17 protein-coding genes are annotated in these 16,730 nt (G+C 70.0%); 11 read left to right on the top strand and 6 right to left on the bottom strand.

The features are described from left to right. Window positions 1-73 precede the first annotated feature (73 nt). Window positions 74-304 (top strand): hypothetical protein, encoded by a 231-nt coding sequence (locus tag AB8M85_RS08420; RefSeq protein WP_372698327.1) that lies wholly within the window; start codon window positions 74-76, stop codon window positions 302-304. Then, window positions 301-702 carry a type II toxin-antitoxin system VapC family toxin gene (locus AB8M85_RS08415; protein WP_372698326.1) on the top strand — a complete coding sequence of 134 codons (402 nt, stop codon included), beginning with the start codon at window positions 301-303 and terminating at the stop codon, window positions 700-702. Before AB8M85_RS08420 ends, AB8M85_RS08415 begins: the two co-directional genes overlap by 4 nt. Window positions 703-769: 67 nt before the next feature. On the opposite strand, the gene lgt is transcribed toward AB8M85_RS08415, so the two are convergent. Continuing rightward, entirely contained in the window at window positions 770-1,819 is a 1,050-nt protein-coding gene (gene lgt / locus AB8M85_RS08410) for a prolipoprotein diacylglyceryl transferase (RefSeq protein WP_372698325.1), read from the bottom strand. Window positions 1,820-1,910: 91 nt separating this feature from the next. Here lgt and AB8M85_RS08405 point away from each other — a divergent pair, with 91 nt between their 5' ends. Next, complete coding sequence (locus tag AB8M85_RS08405) at window positions 1,911-2,849, top strand: NADP-dependent oxidoreductase (protein ID WP_372698324.1); 939 nt, start codon at window positions 1,911-1,913, stop codon at window positions 2,847-2,849. 31 nt (window positions 2,850-2,880) lie between these two features. After that, on the top strand, window positions 2,881-5,541 hold the full coding sequence (hrpB, locus tag AB8M85_RS08400; protein ID WP_372698323.1) for an ATP-dependent helicase HrpB: 2,661 nt from the start codon (window positions 2,881-2,883) through the stop codon (window positions 5,539-5,541). A 224-nt stretch (window positions 5,542-5,765) separates the two neighbouring features. Here the strand turns inward: hrpB and AB8M85_RS08395 are convergent, their stop codons facing one another. The 3 genes from AB8M85_RS08395 to AB8M85_RS08385 are packed head-to-tail and all read right to left on the bottom strand — an operon-like array spanning window position 5,766 to window position 7,609. Continuing rightward, entirely contained in the window at window positions 5,766-6,740 is a 975-nt protein-coding gene (locus tag AB8M85_RS08395) for a thiamine pyrophosphate-dependent enzyme (RefSeq protein WP_372698322.1), read from the bottom strand. Between the two features lie 9 nt (window positions 6,741-6,749). After that, complete coding sequence (locus tag AB8M85_RS08390) at window positions 6,750-7,238, bottom strand: hypothetical protein (protein WP_372698321.1); 489 nt, start codon at window positions 7,236-7,238, stop codon at window positions 6,750-6,752. 47 nt (window positions 7,239-7,285) lie between these two features. After that, entirely contained in the window at window positions 7,286-7,609 is a 324-nt protein-coding gene (locus tag AB8M85_RS08385; protein ID WP_372698320.1) for a thiamine pyrophosphate-binding protein, read from the bottom strand. Between the two features lie 354 nt (window positions 7,610-7,963). Here AB8M85_RS08385 and AB8M85_RS08380 point away from each other — a divergent pair, with 354 nt between their 5' ends. Further along, window positions 7,964-8,716 carry an ANTAR domain-containing protein gene (locus tag AB8M85_RS08380; RefSeq protein ID WP_372698319.1) on the top strand — a complete coding sequence of 251 codons (753 nt, stop codon included), beginning with the start codon at window positions 7,964-7,966 and terminating at the stop codon, window positions 8,714-8,716. A gap of 329 nt (window positions 8,717-9,045) precedes the next feature. Next, the gene (locus AB8M85_RS08375) at window positions 9,046-9,798 is read left to right on the top strand and encodes a sulfite exporter TauE/SafE family protein (protein ID WP_372698318.1); all 753 of its coding nucleotides are present in this window, start codon (window positions 9,046-9,048) and stop codon (window positions 9,796-9,798) included. Here AB8M85_RS08375 and AB8M85_RS08370 read toward each other — a convergent pair. Together AB8M85_RS08370 and AB8M85_RS08365 are read right to left on the bottom strand one after the other, a co-directional pair. Then, window positions 9,795-10,484 (bottom strand): class I SAM-dependent methyltransferase, encoded by a 690-nt coding sequence (locus AB8M85_RS08370; protein WP_372698317.1) that lies wholly within the window; start codon window positions 10,482-10,484, stop codon window positions 9,795-9,797. The two genes, AB8M85_RS08375 and AB8M85_RS08370, sit on opposite strands and share 4 nt — an antisense overlap. Further along, window positions 10,481-11,428 carry an NAD(P)/FAD-dependent oxidoreductase gene (locus AB8M85_RS08365; RefSeq protein ID WP_372698316.1) on the bottom strand — a complete coding sequence of 316 codons (948 nt, stop codon included), beginning with the start codon at window positions 11,426-11,428 and terminating at the stop codon, window positions 10,481-10,483. The genes AB8M85_RS08370 and AB8M85_RS08365 overlap by 4 nt, the downstream gene beginning before the upstream one ends. Window positions 11,429-11,499: 71 nt before the next feature. On the opposite strand from AB8M85_RS08365, the gene AB8M85_RS08360 reads away from it, so the two are divergent. From AB8M85_RS08360 to AB8M85_RS08340, 5 genes are all read left to right on the top strand, one after another. Next, window positions 11,500-12,063 (top strand): helix-turn-helix domain-containing protein, encoded by a 564-nt coding sequence (locus AB8M85_RS08360; RefSeq protein WP_372698315.1) that lies wholly within the window; start codon window positions 11,500-11,502, stop codon window positions 12,061-12,063. A gap of 89 nt (window positions 12,064-12,152) precedes the next feature. Continuing rightward, on the top strand, window positions 12,153-12,779 hold the full coding sequence (locus AB8M85_RS08355) for a phosphoribosylanthranilate isomerase (RefSeq protein ID WP_372698314.1): 627 nt from the start codon (window positions 12,153-12,155) through the stop codon (window positions 12,777-12,779). An 87-nt stretch (window positions 12,780-12,866) separates the two neighbouring features. Continuing rightward, on the top strand, window positions 12,867-13,754 hold the full coding sequence (locus AB8M85_RS08350; RefSeq protein ID WP_372698313.1) for a Rieske 2Fe-2S domain-containing protein: 888 nt from the start codon (window positions 12,867-12,869) through the stop codon (window positions 13,752-13,754). A 272-nt stretch (window positions 13,755-14,026) separates the two neighbouring features. Next, complete coding sequence (locus AB8M85_RS08345; protein WP_372698312.1) at window positions 14,027-15,298, top strand: hypothetical protein; 1,272 nt, start codon at window positions 14,027-14,029, stop codon at window positions 15,296-15,298. Window positions 15,299-15,493: 195 nt separating this feature from the next. Next, complete coding sequence (locus tag AB8M85_RS08340; RefSeq protein WP_372698311.1) at window positions 15,494-16,687, top strand: acyl-CoA dehydrogenase family protein; 1,194 nt, start codon at window positions 15,494-15,496, stop codon at window positions 16,685-16,687. Window positions 16,688-16,730: the final 43 nt, after the last annotated feature.

Here is a 16,730-nt window from a genome sequence, read left to right as displayed (position 1 = left end):
CATGGATGGGCCGTGGTGGCACTCTCGGTGCTCCGCGCTGGCACTTGCGCGGCATTGGTGCCATCATGGCACCATGAAGCGGATGAACCTGCGCGACGTCCCTGATGACGTCTACGCCGCACTTGTTGCGGCGGCCGAGGACAGCCGCCAGTCGCTGAGCGCGTTCGTCGTCGACCGGCTAGCGGAGGTGGCGCAGGCAGTGCGTGTCGCTGAATACGTTGCTGCCTACTCGCCACCTCGCGGGACAGGGGTTACGGCCGAGGAAGCGGTGGCAGCGGTGCGGGAGGTGCGCGAGGCGTCGTGAGCCTGGCGGTTGTTGATGCTTCAGTCCTCGCCGTGTTCTATGCCGCTGACGACCCACGTAACTCCCTCGTTGCCGAACGCCTGAAAGTGGGCGACGCGCTGTTCGCGCCTGCCCACCTGGATGCGGAGATCGTGTCCGCCCTCCGTGGCATGGCCCGGGGCAACCAAGGACTCGAGCAGCTTGTTCCCAACGCCCTGGCGCATCTGGCGGGTTTTCCGATCAGGCGGGTGCCTCTGCCTCCGTTGCTGGAACGCATGTGGGAACTCCGTCACAACATCACGGCCGACGACGCCGCCTACGTGGCCTTGGCAGAGCGGCTTGATGTGGTATTGATCACCTGCGATGCCAGGCTTGCTGCCGCGAGCGGACCCAGCTGCAAATTCGACAAAATCACCTGAGCAGTGGGATCCGCTGCGGTGTCGCGGCACAAGCCAAGCGATCATCGCCCTGCCGCGCCCCGTTGGCCTACTGCCCGGTGCGTTTGGTCTCCGTGGGGCCCGCGTCGGGGCCGGGTTCCGCCGTCGTGCTGGGGTCGGTGGCGTCTTCCGCCGCAGCGTCGTCATCAGCCGGGGCCTCGGACGAACTCTCGGCGGCGCCCCCGTCGGCCGTCTCATCGTCCTTCGGCTCGAACCCGGCGCGGTAGACGGAGGTCTCCGGTTCCCGGTGCCGGATGCCCTGGACGATGAAGATGGCCAGTCCCAGGGCGATCGCGGCGAACGAGGTCCACATGTTCGCGGGGATGCCCAGGAAGCCGTCGGAGGTGGGGTCGATGCGGATGGCCTCGAGCCAGCTGCGGCCCAGGCCGTACCAGATGAAGTACAGGCCCAGGGTGCGGCCCCAGCGGGCGCGGATCTTGCGCTCGAGGAGCAGGATGATGGCCACGCCGATGAGGTTCCAGATGATCTCGTACAGGAACAGCGGATGGAACAGGGTGCCGATGGGCGCATCGGCGGGGAACTTCGGGTTCGACGACTCGATCTCCAACCCCCACGGCAGGGTGGTGGGCAGGCCGAAGAGCTCGTGGTTGAACCAGTTGCCCAGGCGCCCGATCGCCTGGGCCACCAGCAGGCCAGGGACCAGGGCGTCGGCGAAGGACAGGAACCGGACCCCCGCGCGACGGCAACCGATGTAGACACCCAGCGCCCCACCGAGCAGGGACCCGTACAACGCGTTGCCGCCGTCCCAGATCTTGATGATGTCCCACGGATCCGCACCGGGGTAGAAGTAGTCGCTGACGTGCGTGAAGACGTGGTAGAACCGGGCCCCCACCAGGCCCAGCGGAACGCACCACAAGACGACGTCGAGCACGACCTCCGGATTCCCGCCGCGCCGGGCCAGGCGCTTCTGGGTGATCACGATGGCGGCGGCGATCCCGGCCAGGATGCACAAGGCATAGGTGTGGATCGTCAACGGCCCCAGATGCAGCTGGGACAAGACGGGATCGGGGCTGGGAATGCTGGCGGGAAGGTACATCGGGACCCTACGTGTCAGGGGGTGGTTGTCAGGTTCGATCATGCCATTCTTTGGGCCGCCGGGCGGAATGGCGGAAGAGACGCGGCTCACGGGTGGCAGGAATAGGCGGACCGGGGTCGTGGTTGTCGCCGTCATGAAGGTCATCGGAGTCACAGAGTTCGGAGGGCCGGACGCCCTCGCCATCCATGAGGTTCCGGAGCCGCACGCCGGACCGGGGCAGGTGCGGATCAAGGTCCGCGCCGTCGCCGTGAGCCCGACGGACACCGTCGTGCGCTCCGGCGGCAACAAACAGGTCGCAAAGGCCAAGTCGTCACCCTACGTTCCCGGCATGGATGCCGCCGGCATCGTCGACGAGGTCGGCGAGGGCGCGCCGTTCGAGGTGGGCGACGAGGTCATGGCCATCGCCCTGCCCGCCGGCGAACATGGGGGTGCCTACGTCTCCTACCTGGTGGCCGACGCTGACTCCGTCGCCTACACCCCGGCTGGGGCGGAATTGGAGACGGCCTCCACGCTGCCGATGAACGGGCTGACCGCGCTGCAGACGCTGCGCCGGCTCGACCTGCAACCCGGACAGGTCCTGGCCGTCACCGGAGCCGCCGGAACGCTCGGCGGCTACACGGTCCAATTGGCCAAGCACGCCGGGCTGACCGTGATCGCGGACTTCGCCGAGAAGGACCGCCGCATCGTCGAGGCGCTGGGCCCGGACCACATGGTCCCGCGGGGTGAGAGCGTCGCGAAGCACATCCGCCGTCTCTTCCCGGAGGGCGTGGACGGCATGCTCGACGGCGCCGTGCAGAACGAGCTGGGTCTGCCGGCGGTCAAGGACGGCGGCGGATTCGCCACCGTGCGTTACTGGGAGGGGCCCAGCGAACGCGGCATCACGATCCACCGGGTGGCGGTCGCCGAGGACTACCACGCCGACGGCAAGCTGGACCAGCTGCGCCGGTTTGTGGAGGACGGGGTGCTGACCCCGAACGTCGCCGCCATCCTGCCGGCCGATCGCGCAGCAGAGGCCCACACGACGTTGGAGGGCGGCGGTGTCCGGGGGCGCCTGGTGCTGACCTTCGACTAGGTCGGCGCGCCCCACCGGGCACAATGGAGGGGTGAATCCCCAGTCCTCCGGCCCGTCCAGTACGGCCGACCGGCCGTTCGATCTGGCAGCCATCGGCACCGGGCTCGTCTTTGCCGAATCCCTGGCGGACCTCGAAGCCGCGCTGGCCGAGCATGCCCCGGCGGGGACCGCCGTGGTGCAGGCACCGCCGGGGACGGGCAAGACCACCCTGGTCCCTCCGCTGGTGGCGAACCTCGCCGGACGCGTCATCGTGACCCAACCGCGCCGCGTGGCCGCCCGCGCGGCGGCCCGCCGGCTGGCCCAGCTCGACGGCAGCCGGATGGGCGACCGTGTCGGCTACACGGTCCGCGGCGAACACGTGGCCGGGCCGGGAACGCTGGTGGAGTTCGTGACCCCGGGGATCCTGCTGCGCCGGCTGCTTGCGGACCCCGGGCTCGACGGCATCGCGGCGGTCATCATCGACGAGGTGCACGAACGGGCCCTGGACACCGACCTGCTGGTCGGCCTGCTCGCCGAGGTCCACGAATTGCGTGGCGACCTGGCCTTCCTGGCCATGTCAGCGACCCTGGACGCCCCGCGGTTCGCGGCCCTGATCGGGCAGTACGACGGCGAGGGGCCGGCCCCCGTCATCGACTGCCCCTCCGCGCTGCACCCCCTGGCCACCCGGTGGGAGCCTGCACCCGGGCCCCGGCTGGACGAACGCGGAGTGACCCGCTCCTTCCTCGACCACGTGGCCGCCACCGCCGCCGCGGCACAACGGAAGGCGCTCGCCGAGGACCCGGGCATCGACGCGCTCGTGTTCGTGCCCGGCGCGTGGGAAGTCGGCCAGGTTGCAACCACCCTGCGCCGCCGGCTGGCCGGGTCGGCCACCGAAGTGCTCGAGCTGCATGGCCAGGCCGACGCCGCCACCCAGGACCGGGCGGTCTCCGGCCGCCGGCCCGGAGACCCGCCGCGCGTGGTCGTCTCGACCTCGCTGGCCGAATCCTCGCTCACGGTCCCCGGCGTCCGCCTGGTCATCGACTCCGGACTGTCCCGTGAACCCCGCCGCGACGCCACCCGGGGCATGACCGGCCTGGTCACCGTCTCCGCCTCCCGCGCCTCCTGCGACCAGCGGGCCGGTCGTGCCGCCCGCCAGGGACCCGGAACGGTGGTGCGCTGCTTCGACCAGAAGACCTTCGGCGCGGGGCCGGCACATCCGACCCCGGAGATCGCCGTCGCCGAACTGGACGGTGCCGCCCTGACGCTGGCCTGTTGGGGCGCACCCGGCGGGCGCGGCCTGAAGCTGCCGGACCCACCACCTGCCGCCGCGTTGCGCGAGGCCCTCGAGGTGTTGGCCGAACTCGGGGCCATCGACCCCGACGGCCTGGCCACCGGCCTGGGGCGCACCCTGACCGGCATCCCCGCCGAACCGCGCCTGGCTCGCGCACTCATCGAGGGGACCACCTGGCTCGCATCCGCCCCCGGCAGCAGCCGGAAGAAGGCCGCCCGGACGGTGGCGGAGATCGTCGCGATGGTCGCCGGCGACGCCCGCGCCTCCGGGGCGGACCTGACCCGGCTCCTGGCCTCCCTGCGTGGCGGCTCCGAACCGGCGTCCCGTGCCTGGAAGCGCGAGTCCACCAGGTTGGAGGGGATCGCCATGTCGTCCCGCGCCCCCTCGACGGGAGGCCCCGCCGCCGGACGACCGGCGGTTGGCCCACACGGCGAGCCGGGCCTCGTGGTGGCCCTGGCCTATCCTGACCGGGTCGCGCGCCGGGTCACCGGCGGCGCCGGGCAGAGCTACCTGCTGGCCTCGGGCACCCGCGCCGGACTTCCCACGGGTTCGCCGTTGGCCGGGCACGAGTGGCTGGCCATCGCCGAGGTCTCCCGTGCCGCGGGCCGCGCGGCCGCCGGGACCGGAGCCGTCATCCGTTCCGCCGCACCGCTCGATCCGGAGACGGCCGCGGCCGCTGCCACCCACCTGCTGACCGACCGGGTGGAGGCACGTTTCGAGTCGGGCCGGGTGGTGGCCCGCCGCGAACGTCGACTCGGAGGCATCGTCCTGGGCACGACGCCGGTGCGCGCCTCGGTGGAGGACGCCCGGTCCGCGGTGGCGAAGGCACTCGAGCGTGACGGCTTGCAGGTCATCGGATTCTCGACGGCGGCCGAGGCGCTGCGCCGTCGCCTGGCCCTGCTCCATCGTGAACTGGGTGATCCGTGGCCCGACATGTCGGAGGAGGCACTGCTGGGGCGGTTGCACGAATGGCTGGCCCCTGAGCTGAACGCGCTGGCGGGCGGGGCGAGCGTGAAAACCATTGACCTGGCCGAACCGCTGCGCCGGCTGCTGCCGTGGCCCGAAGCCTCGCGGTTCGGTGAACTGGCCCCGGAGCGGCTGCAGGTCCCCAGCGGCTCGAACGTCAGGATCACCTACCCGGACATCGACGAGGACGACGGACGGCCCGTGGTCGCGGTGAAGCTGCAGGAGTGCTTTGGGTGGGCCGAGACGCCGCGGCTGGCAGGGGGACGCGTGCCGGTGCTCTTCCACCTGTTGTCGCCCGCCGGTCGGCCGCTGGCGGTGACGGACGACCTGGCTTCCTTCTGGTCGGGCCCCTATGCCCAGGTGCGCGCCGAGATGCGTGGCAGGTATCCGAAGCACCCGTGGCCGGAGGACCCGTGGAGCGCCCCGGCGACGGCCAGGACCAAACGCAGGGTGTAGGGCATCGCCGTGTCAGGCCACGGGCCGGGCATCACCGTCGCGGTCCGCGCGGCACGCCGCATCAATCCGCTTCCCCCTCGCGCTCCGAACGAGGGGTGCAGCACGGATGAATCGTGGACTCCGTGACCGCCGCGCGTGGACGCCACCGCCGGATGGCACAGCCGCATCACCTCATCCGCCGTCCTGTGCCCCGCTGGGGGAGGTACAGTGCGGGGCTGCCCCGGCTACTTCTTCCCGTCCTCGTCCTTCTCTTCGTGGCCCAGGTGCAGCGCCCCCTTGACCCGTGCCACGCCCTCGGTGACCACCGACTTCGCGGTGTCGCGGATGACCCCGGTCGCGTCCGGATCGCCCTTGAGCAGTGCCATGCCCGTGTTCTTGGCGAACTCGAAGGTCACCTTGGGCGGCAGCGGCGGGACGTTCTTGCTCGTGTACGCGTCGATGACGGTGATGCCGCGATGCGCGAAGGCCGCATCCCACGCCGCGGCGACGTCGTCGTCGCTCTTGACCCGGATGCCGGTGAAGCCGAGAAGCTCCGCGTAGCCGGCGTAGTCGATCGACTCCACGTCCTGCGAGGTCGACCACACGGGGTTGGCGTCCTCGGTGCGCTTCTCCCAGGAAACCTGGGTGAGGTCGTCGTTGTGCAGGATCATGATGATCAGCTGCGGGTTCTCCCACCGCTGCATGTACTTCTTGATGGTGATGAGCTCGTTCATGCCCAGCATCTGGAAGGCACCGTCGCCGATGGTGCAGATCACCGGGCGCTCGGGATGGGCGAACTTCGCCGCCGTGGCGTACGGCATGGCCGCCAACATGCTGGCCAGGCGTCCGGAGAGATCGCCCAGCATGCCGTCGCGCAGCCGGATGTGATGGCCGTACCAGTCGGCCGTCGACCCGGCGTCGGCGGTCACGATGGCGCGCGGGGGAAGCCGCTTGTTGAGCTCGTGGTAGACCCGGCGCGGGTTCACGCCGTCGTCGTAGGAGACCATCGCCTCGGCCTCCATCTCCGATTCCCACTCCTTCATGGACTCGACGATGCCCTGCTGCCAGGACTTGTCCGTCTTGTCCTCGAGGTGCGGGATCAGGGCGGCCAGCGTTTCCTTGACGTCGCCCCAGAGGTTCAGCTCGGTGGGGTAGCGCAGGCCCATCTGCTCCGGTTTGAGATCGACCTGGATGCCCCGCGCTTGTCCGGACTGCGGCATGAACTGGGCTTAGGGGTAGTTGGTCCCCAACAGGACCAGGGTGTCGCAGCCGGCGATCTGGTCCATGCTGGGGCGCGACCCCAGCAACCCGAGCTGCTGGGTGTGGAAAGCCACGTCGGAGGAGACGACCTGCTTGGCGCGTAGCGCGGTGATGATCCCGGCGCCGCACAGCTCGGCGGCCTTGACGACCTCGTCGGTCGCGCCGTTGGAGCCGTGGCCGACCAGGAAGGTCACCCGCGACCCGGCATTGATGATCTCGGCCGCCTTGAGGATGTCGTCGCGCGGGGGCGCGATGCTGGTCGAGGGGGCCACGGCGCTGGAGCGGGACACCCAGTTCTCCGGGGCGAGTTCGGGCATCTCCATGCTTTGGACGTCGTGGGGGAGGATGACGACGGCGGGGCCGAGCCGGACGCGCGCCATGCGGAAGGCGGTGTCCACCACGGCCTGGGCCTGTTTGGGCGAGACCACCGTCTGCGTGTAGACCGCGACGTCGGACACGGCGCGTTCGAGGTTGCTCTCCTGCTGCGTGAAGGTGCCCAGGGAGCTCAGGCCCTGCTGCCCACGATGGCGACCACGGGCTGGTTGTCCATCTTGGCGTCGTACAGGCCGTTGAGCATGTGGAACGCGCCGGGGGAGGACGTCGCCGCGCACACCCCGACCTCCCCCGTGAACTTGGCGTACGCCGTGGCCATCAGCGCGCAGATCTCCTCATGCGTGGGGCGGATGTACTCCAGTCCCTCGCCGTCGCGTTCGGCTTTGCCCAGGGCCCCGTCGAAGGCTCCGATTCCGTCGCCGGGGAAACCGAAAATACGGCTGACGCCCCATTCCCGGACGCGCTCGATGACGAAGTCGCTGACGGTGGTTGCCATGGAATGTTCCTCCTCAGGATCGCTGTCGGTGGTCCGCCGGCCCGGCGCAGGCACCTCTTGCCAGCTTGCTCGCCCCCGTTGGATTCGACAAGGCTCCGTGCAAGGCAGCCCGCCGAGGCGACGGGAGACGGCGACGACAATGCGGTTCTGACGTGCGCCGGGAGCCGCGATTGCGGGGTAGCGGCGGAAGTGCGCGCAGCAAGTTGGATGTGGATAGAATGATCCCCGATGGTTTAGCAGCAAGCCGTTCACCCGCTCTCCGGTTCAATGTCGGACCCGCGTTTCCAAGGACCCCCAGGGGCCAGGCCATGCCGGGATCGAAGCACCGGATGACTCACGGAACGGCATGGCCCCTTGGCATTGGAAACGCTCGAATCTGCGAACTACCCTGATCCCTCGCTCTGGGGCCACATTCATGCCCTCTTGCTGGAGGAAAGCGACCTTACTGATTTTCTGAACGAGCTCGCCCGGCACGCCGCGGCGTCCTTCCCCCATGACGGCGCGCAGATCCTGGCCGGGATCACGCTGCTGCGTGGGCGCAAGGCGGCGACCGTCGCCAGCAGTTCCGAGCGGGCACGGCGGCTGGACGAGATCCAATACGATTTCGGGGACGGCCCCTGCCTGACGGCCGCCCGGGAGCACCAACTGGTCTCCGTTCCCGATGTCGGAGCTGAGTGCCGCTGGCCCGAGTTCTCCCAGGCGTTGCTGCGGGAAGGCATCCACTCGGTGCTCGGCGTCCCGTTCGAGCTCGGAGCCGACGGCCAGGCGGCGCTGAACCTGTATTCGACGACGTCCCACTGTTTCGGCGAGGACACCCTCGCGGAGGTGCAGGCGTACGTCGCCCAAAGTTCGAAGGCGCTGCGGATGGGCATGCGCTTCTCGCACTACGTGGACTCGGCAGCCGACCTCCGCGCGGCCCTGGAATCGCGGACGACGATCGATATCGCCATCGGGATCATCATGGCGGAAAACCGGTGCCCGCAGGCCGAGGCCTTCGAGATCCTCCGGGCGGCCTCCAGCAGCCGGAACAGCAAGCTGCGTGAGGTGGCCGCGGAAATCGTCCGGGCCATCGGCCAGCCCGATCCCTCGACGCATTTCGACGCATAATCCAGCGGCGCCAGCTGCCGAGGGAATCGAAGGGCACCCACGCACGGTGGTGCCCGGGAAGCAGTAAACGCGGGAACGGGGTGAGCGGACGGCCTTGGTCCGACGAGACCGTGCGGCCGCTACTCGATGTACTCCAGTGGGATCGAAGACGAGAACTACCTGCGCGGCGTGCAGATCGCCGACAGCTCCGGGACCGTGAAGTACACCGGCATCTTCCCGGCCCGCCATGCGGGACGTTGGCCACACGTCTACGTCGAGGTCTACCCGGGCCGACCCGCGGAGCCCGGCGGCTGGCAGCCCTCCCCATCGAACGCCGTTAGGCTAGCTCGGTGGATCCCCAAATCGTTGTCATCGCTGCCGGACTGGTGCTGCTCGGCGCCGTGGCCCAACGGGTCGCCGGCCTGGGGTTCGCCATGCTGTCCTCACCGTTCCTGGTCCTGCTGCTGGGGCCGCACGAGGGGGTCCTGCTGGTGAACATCTGCGGTGTCGTGTCCTCCCTGTTGATCACCCCGCGGGTCTGGAAGGACATCAACTGGACGGCCTTCCGCTGGCTGACCGCCTTCAGCATCGTGGGGTCGGTCGTCGGTGCCCTGATTGCGACCCGTTTGGATTCCGCAGTGCTCTCACTGACCGTGGGCGTCATCGTCTTGATCGCCCTGCTGCTTTCGGTGGGGCTCTCGCGGGCCAACGTGGCCGTGGGCGGCTCCTCCCTCCGTGCGGCCGCGGGCGCGCTGTCCGGGCTGACGAACTCCATGGCCGGTGTGGGTGGGCCGGCGGTGAGCGCCTATGCGGTGCTCACCCGTTGGGACCAGCGCACCTTCGCCGCCACCGTGCAGCCGTTCTTCGCCGTCATCGGGACCGTGGCCGTGGTCTCGAAGGTGCTCATCGCCCCCGACCAGCAGCTGGTGCTGCCCTGGTGGGACTGGGGGCTGTTCGTGCTGGCGATCGCCGTGGGCATCTTCGGCGGGGAGCGGCTGCAGCGCTTTGTCCGGGACCACCACGCGCGTGCGTTCATCCTGGCCATCGCCTTCGGCGGTGCCCTGGCCGCCGTCGCGAAGGGCTGGGTGGGGCTGGCCGCCTAACGGCGCTGGACGACGACGACGGTGTCCTCAAGGGTGGCGCGCTCGCCGTCCGGACCGTTGGCCTCCCGCTTCCTGGTTTCCGCCGTCGTGATCTCCCACATGTCCGCGTCCAGGTCCAGGGCCGCCAGTTCCTCCTCCGGCGTGGGGAAGTCCCGGGGGCCGTGGTGGTGGTTGCCGGCCCACGGGGGAGCGCTGGCATGCGAGACGAGGACGAGCATGCCGCCGGGCGCGACCGCCGCCACCGCACGACGCAGGATCTCGGTCCGGGGCAGGGGGATCTGCGAGGCCAGGAAGCAGGCGGAGACCAGATCGTACGTCCCGGCCGGGAAGTCCCGGGCGAGATCGACTTGGATCCATTCGACCTCGTCTTCGCCCATTCCCCGGGCGGCGGATTCCTCCCGGGCGCGGGCCAGCGCGGTCTCCGAGATGTCGACGCCGGTGACCATCCACCCCGTCTCGGCCAGCCAGAGCGAATCGCCGCCTTCGCCGCACCCCAGATCCAGGGCCGAGCCCGGCTGGACCCCGGTGACGACGTCCACCAGCGCCCGGTTGGCTGCCCCGCTCCAGATCCTCTCGCGCTCGCCGTAGCGGGCATCCCAGAACGCCTGGGCGTCCGCCGGTGACCCGGCGTCGCCGTCGTGGTGGGTGTGGTGGTGGTCCATCGTGTCCTCGATCCGTTCGCTCATGCTGCGTCGATCCGTTCGGTGGCGAGGTCGAAGTCCTCGGTCACCAGGTCCATGTTGACCATGCTGCCAGCCATCGTGCCCGCCGACATGCTGATCGGCACATTGGCCATCGGGCTGGTGATGTTCCCTGCGGCAAAGACGCGGGCGTTGCTGGTCTTGCCGGTGAAGTCGGCGCGGATGAAGCTGCCGAACGGCATCTCGTCGCGTTCCAGTGCCAAACCGTCCAGGTAGGCATCGTTCGGGTGCAGCTCGCCGGCGGTGAAGATGGCATCGAGCGGGACGTTCTGCCCTCCCTCGAGCCGCGCCCCGGTGAGGGCACCGGCGTCGTTCCGAGTCACCTCGACCACGCGCCGCGGTTCGATCACGACGCCGCGAGATCCGAGGGTACGGGCGACCGCGTCGTCGACCGGACCGGCGTCGGCGCTGAGGAACACCACGTCCTCGCTCCACTGCCGGATGAGGTGGGCCTGGTGCACCGCCATCGGGGAGGTGGCGAGCACACCGAGCCTGCTGCCCCTGACCTCCCAGCCATGGCAGTACGGGCAGTGCAGCACATCGCGGCCCCAGCCCTCGGCCAGCCCGGGGATGGGTGGGAGCTCGTCCCGGACGCCGGTGGCGGCGATGAGCCGGCGGGCGGTGAGCGTGGTGCCGTCGGTGGTGGTCACGGCCATGCCGGTGGCCGTTTCGGCGACGGTGGAGGCGCCGACGGCGCGGAACTGCACGCCGTAGGCCTCCGCCTCGGCGCGGCCGCGGGCCAGGAACTCGAGCGGGTCCGCGCCGTCGCCGCCCAGGATGCCGTGCATGTGGGCGGCGAAGCGGTTGCGGGGGCTGGCCGTGTCGAGCACCAGGACGCTGCGCAGGGAGCGGCCGAGCATTTGTGCGGCGCTGAGCCCGGCAGCGCCGGCGCCGATGATGATGACGTCGAAGTCGTTCGTGGTTTCCATGCTTCAACTGTCGACCACGGGATGCTAAACTCGCAACTATCTTTGCGGAAATAGCAAGTTGGGAGTGTGGGATGAAGGACGCGGTGCTCGAGCAGATCGGACCCCGGCTGCGGGCGGCCCGGCTGAAGCAGGACAGGACGCTGGAGGACCTGGCCACGAAGGCCGGCATGTCGGTCTCCACGCTGTCACGGCTGGAATCGGGCAAGCGCCAAGTGAGCCTGGAACTGCTCCTGCCCCTGACCCGGGAGCTGCGCATCACCATCGACGACCTCATCCCGGCGGAGGTTCCCGACCCGCGGATCCGCCCGGTCCGGACCACGCACCATGGCATCAAGACCTTGCGCCTGTCCCCGCCGAATTCGCCGACCCAGACGTTCCGGATGACGTATCCCGGCCGCAAAGCCCTGCCGGAGCAGCGCGTGCACGACGGCTACGACTGGGTGTATGTGCTCTCGGGCCAGCTGCGGCTGCTGCTCGGCGACCGCGACCTGGTGCTGGGAGCCGGCGAGGCCGCCGAGTTCGACACGCGGGTCCCGCATGCCATGGGCTCGGCCGACGGCAAACCGGTCGACGTGCTGAGCATCTTCGGGGCGGACGGCGAGCGCATCCACACCCGGACAACCGACGGGGACTGACCGGTGGGCAGGGCCGCCGGGCATGCGGGAGAATGGACGGAGGCGCCCGGTGGCCGGGCGCAACGACGACACGAGGCGGGAGCCGGCAGATGGCCGAACGGTACGTGAAGATCTGCGGCCTGCGCACCCCCGACATGGTGGCCGAGGCGGTGGACGCCGGGGCCGACGCGATCGGGTTCGTCTTCGCCCCGGGCAGCGCCCGGACCGTGGACGCGGCAACTGTGCGCGACCTGGTGGCCGCGGTGCCCGACACCGTCGAAACCGTAGCCGTCTTTCGCAACCAGCCCCTCGCCGTCGTGCTGGAAACCGCCAGGGCCGCCGGGGTGAGCACCGTGCAATTGCATGGCGACGAATCGCTGGAGGACATCCGGCAGGTCCAGGCCGCCGGCTTCCGCACGCTGCGGGCCTTCTCCGCGCAGGCCTTCGGCGCGATGCCGGCCACCGAACGGGCCAAGTGGGCGGGGGAGCGGATCCTGCTCGACGCCGTCGAGCCCGGGGCCGGGCAGGCCTTCGACGCCTCGGTGCTCGAGGGCCGGGCCCCCGAGGGGTTCTGGCTGCTGGCCGGCGGGCTGACGCCGTCGAACGTCGGCGCCCTGCTGGAGGGCTCCGGAGCCGGTGGGGCCGATGTCTCCAGCGGCGTCGAGTCGAGCCGGGGCACCAAGGACGCGGGGTTGGTCCGCGCGTTCATCCTGGCGGCACGCGCCCCCGGCGCCTGAGCGCGGCGCGGAGGGCGCACCCGGCCACGCGTTCCCTAGCGCCGACCCCTGGCGATGGCTACGCTCGGGAGCGTCAAAGGAGGACCGATGAAACGCCTACCCGGACTGAAGGTCATGGACCGGCTGGAGAACTTCTCGGCGCTGGATCCGCTGGTCAACACCGCCCGATCGCTCGTTGAGCGCGCACTGGGTCCGCGCTGGCTGCGCGACGTGCTGCACGGCGTGCCGCTGGGCCACCCCGTGCACCCGCTGGCCGTCCAGGTCCCGCTCGGGGCGTGGGTTTCGGGCGGCGTCCTGGACCTGGTCCCCGGCACCGAGCGCCCCGCCCGCATCCTGGTGGGCACCGGCCTGCTCGGCGCCCTCCCGTCGGCCGCCGCAGGCTATGCGGACTGGTCGAAGCTGCACGAACAGCAGCTGCGCGTCGGGATCGTGCACTCCGCCTCGAACGTGCTGGCCACCGGCCTCTATGCCGCGTCGCTGGTCCAGCGCTGCCGGGGACGGCACGGATCCGGGAAGGCGCTGTCCTACACGGGCCTGCTGCTCGCCGGTGCCGGAGGCTATCTCGGTGGACACCTGGCCTACCGCCAGGCGGCGGGAGCCAACCACACCGAGGACATACCCCATCGCTTCCCGACCGGATGGCAGCATCTGGCTCCGCTGGATGAGCTCGACGAGGGAACGCTGGGGCAGCGGGTCGTCTCCGGCGTGCCGCTGCTGGTCCACCGGCGCGGAGAGCAGGTCGACGTCCTGGCCGACACCTGCAGCCACCTCTCCGCCCCGCTGCATGAGGGACGGCTGCTGGATGGAAGCGGGGACGGCCCGGGGGATGCCTGCGTGGAGTGCCCGTGGCACCAGAGCGTCTTCGCCCTCGGCACCGGCGAAGTCGTCCACGGGCCGGCCACTGCCGGCCAGCCGAGGTTCGAGACGCGCATCGTCGGCGAGGCGGTGGAGGTCCGGCTGCCCCACGCCGGGTAGGGACGGTCTTCCCTCCGTCGGTACCGGGTCGGCGGGGGCGGACCGTCACGGTGCCTTCCGAGGGCAGCCGTTGGAGCGCCCGGAAGCGGGGCATGACCGCCCTCACGCCGGTTTGCGGCCATCCGGCCCGTCCGGTTAACGTCGGGGTGACAAGACTGTTGGATCGTTGGAACTCCGGGCTACCACCGCACGGGCCTTCGGCCGCCGGCACCCCCTCACGGACGGCTTCCCTGCCGGTGCCGGCCCGCCCCTCACGGAAAACCCAGGTGCCCATGAAGAACCTCACTGTCGGCGTCGCCGCCGACCCCGGATTGCCATTGTCCCTGGCACATCGGCTGCGCGAACGGCTCGCCCGCGGATTGCGCGAACACGTCGACGACGGCCTCGAATGGCGCGTTGAGGTCGAGGAGCTGTCCTTGCCGCTCGACGCGGATGGCAGCGTCGAATTGACCGCCAACTCCGAGTTGGTGCGCAACGAGCACGGGTGGGACTACATCCTCTACGTCACCGACCTGCCCAAGTACGTGAGCGGCGAACCCCTGGTCTCCGCGGTGAATTCCGGCTACGGCTCCGCCTTGGTGGTGCTGCCTTCCCTCGGGCTGGTGCACCCACGCCGCCTCGGCCGGGTCCTGGTGGGCGTGACCCGTGCCCTGCATGAGGCGGAGACCCATCCCGGGCGCGACGACGACGAGGACGAATCGCTGGTTCGCCGGACCTTCTCGGTGGACGACGGACCCGACGATTCGGCGCCGCGCCACACGTTCGCAACGGTCAAGGGCTTGTTCGGGCGCGTGGCCATGCAGGTGGGCATGGTGCGCAGCAACCAACCGTTCCGCTTGGTTCCCAAGCTGTCCTCGGCGATGGCCGCAGCTTCGGCCACGGGGGCATTCGGCATCTTCTACACCAGCATCTGGTCCATGGCCGACTACCTGAGCACCCCGCGGTTGCTGGGAATCAGCCTGTTGTCCGTCGTCGTGATGACAGCGTGGCTGATCGGTTCCCACGGATTGCTGGAACGGCCACAGGGGGCCAAATGGCGCGAACGCCGGGTGACCTACAACATGGCCACCCTGCTCACGGTCTCGCTGGCTGTGGCCACCATGTTCGTCTTCCTGTTCGTGTTCATTCTGATCGGCGGCCTGGTGGTGATCAACGTCGACTACATGGCCGACCAGCTGGGCCACGACGCCGGCTTACCCGAGTACCTGAACGTGGCCTGGTTGTCCGCGTCGATGGGCATCATCGCCGGCGCCGTGGGGTCCGGCCTCTCGGATGCCGACGCGGTGCGCAAGGCAACGTTCAGCAACCGCGAATACCTCCGACGGCAGATCTCGCTCGCCGACGGGCATACCCGGTCCGCGCGTGCCGGGGCGGAGGCCGCTGCCGGGGCCGCCGATGCCGCCGATGCGGCGGCCACGTCCGCTACGGATGACGCCCAGGCCACGGCGGAGGCCGCGCAGGAAGCGGACGCGGCGGCCCAGGAGGCGGTCGAAGCGAAGGAAGAGGCAACGGGCGAGGTCCCGAAGACCAACGGACGCCAGTAGCTCCTGCCGGTTCCCTGCCCGGGGCTTGCCCACGAAAACAAATTGCAGCTAGTATGCAATTTGTTCCGGACGGTGTGGGCCGCGTCACGGTGGGGGGCCGTCCTCGACCCGCAACCGCCCGGAACGCGGCAGCAGCACGGTGCCCACACGGCAACGGACCGGCGGGCCCGCACCACCACATGACGGGACGACAGCGTGGCACCCACCGGCACGGTCAACAGCGACTACTTCCTGCTCGACGAGGAGCTCACCGACGAGGAGACCGCCCTGCGCGACAGGATCCGTGCCTACGTCGACACGGACATCCTGCCGGTCATCAACGAGTACTGGGAACGCGCCGAGTTCCCGCACCAGCTCCGCCCCGGCCTGGCCGCCCTCGGCATCATCGGCAGCACGATCGAGGGGTACGGCTGTCCGGGACTGAGCCGCCGCGCCGCCGGCATCGCCGCCCGCGAGATCGCCCGCGGCGACGGCTCCATCAACACCTACATCGGCGTGCACTCCTCGCTGTGCATGGGCACCATCGCCATGCTCGGCTCCGAGGAACAGAAGCAGCGCTGGCTGCCGAACATGGCAACCCTGGAACGCACCGGCGCCTTCGCCCTCACCGAGCCCGACCACGGATCGGACTCCGTGGCCCTGGAAACCATCGCCCGTCGCGACGGCGGCGACTGGGTCCTGACCGGGCACAAACGCTGGATCGGCAACGGGGACGCCGCCGACGTCGTCGTCATCTTCGCCCGCGACCAGGCCGACGGCCACGTCAAGGGCTTCGTGATGGAAAAGGACGACGACGGTGCCCACCCCCGCGGGTACGAACCCACCGTGATCACCGGGAAGATGGGCAAGCGCGCCATCCTGCAATCCGACATCGTCATCGAGGACCTGCGCATCCCGGAGGCCAACCGGCTGGTGGGCTGCAACTCCTTCCACGACGTCTCGAAGGTGCTCACCGCCACCCGCGGCGGTGCCGCCTGGGAAGCCGTCGGCCACGCCATGGCCGCCTACGAGATCGCCGCCTCCTACGCGGCCGAACGCCGGCAGTTCGGCAAGCCGATCGCCAGCTTCCAACTGGTGCAGCACAAGCTGGCGAACATGCTCGCCGAACTCACCGCCATGCAGCTGATGTGCACCCGCATGGCCGAGCTCGCCGACTCCGGACGGCTGACCGGGCCCATGGCATCGATGGTCAAGATGTCCACCGCCCAGAAGGCCAAGTGGATCTGCAGCGAGGCCCGCGACATGCTGGCCGGCAACGGCGTGCTGCTCGAACGGCACGTCGCCCGGCACCTGACCGACATGGATATCGTCAGCACCTACGAGGGCACTGACTCCATCCAGTCGTTGCTCGTCGGCCGCGACATCACCGGCATCTCGGCCTTCAGATAGCGCGCACCGCACCCGCCACGGACCCCGGACCACAGGAAGGCCC

Source organism: Arthrobacter sp. JSM 101049 (assembly GCF_041679245.1).
Lineage (GTDB): Bacteria > Actinomycetota > Actinomycetes > Actinomycetales > Micrococcaceae > Arthrobacter_H.
The sequence above is the reverse complement of the archived record's forward strand: the minus strand, read 5'-3'. Positions and strand labels throughout refer to the sequence as shown.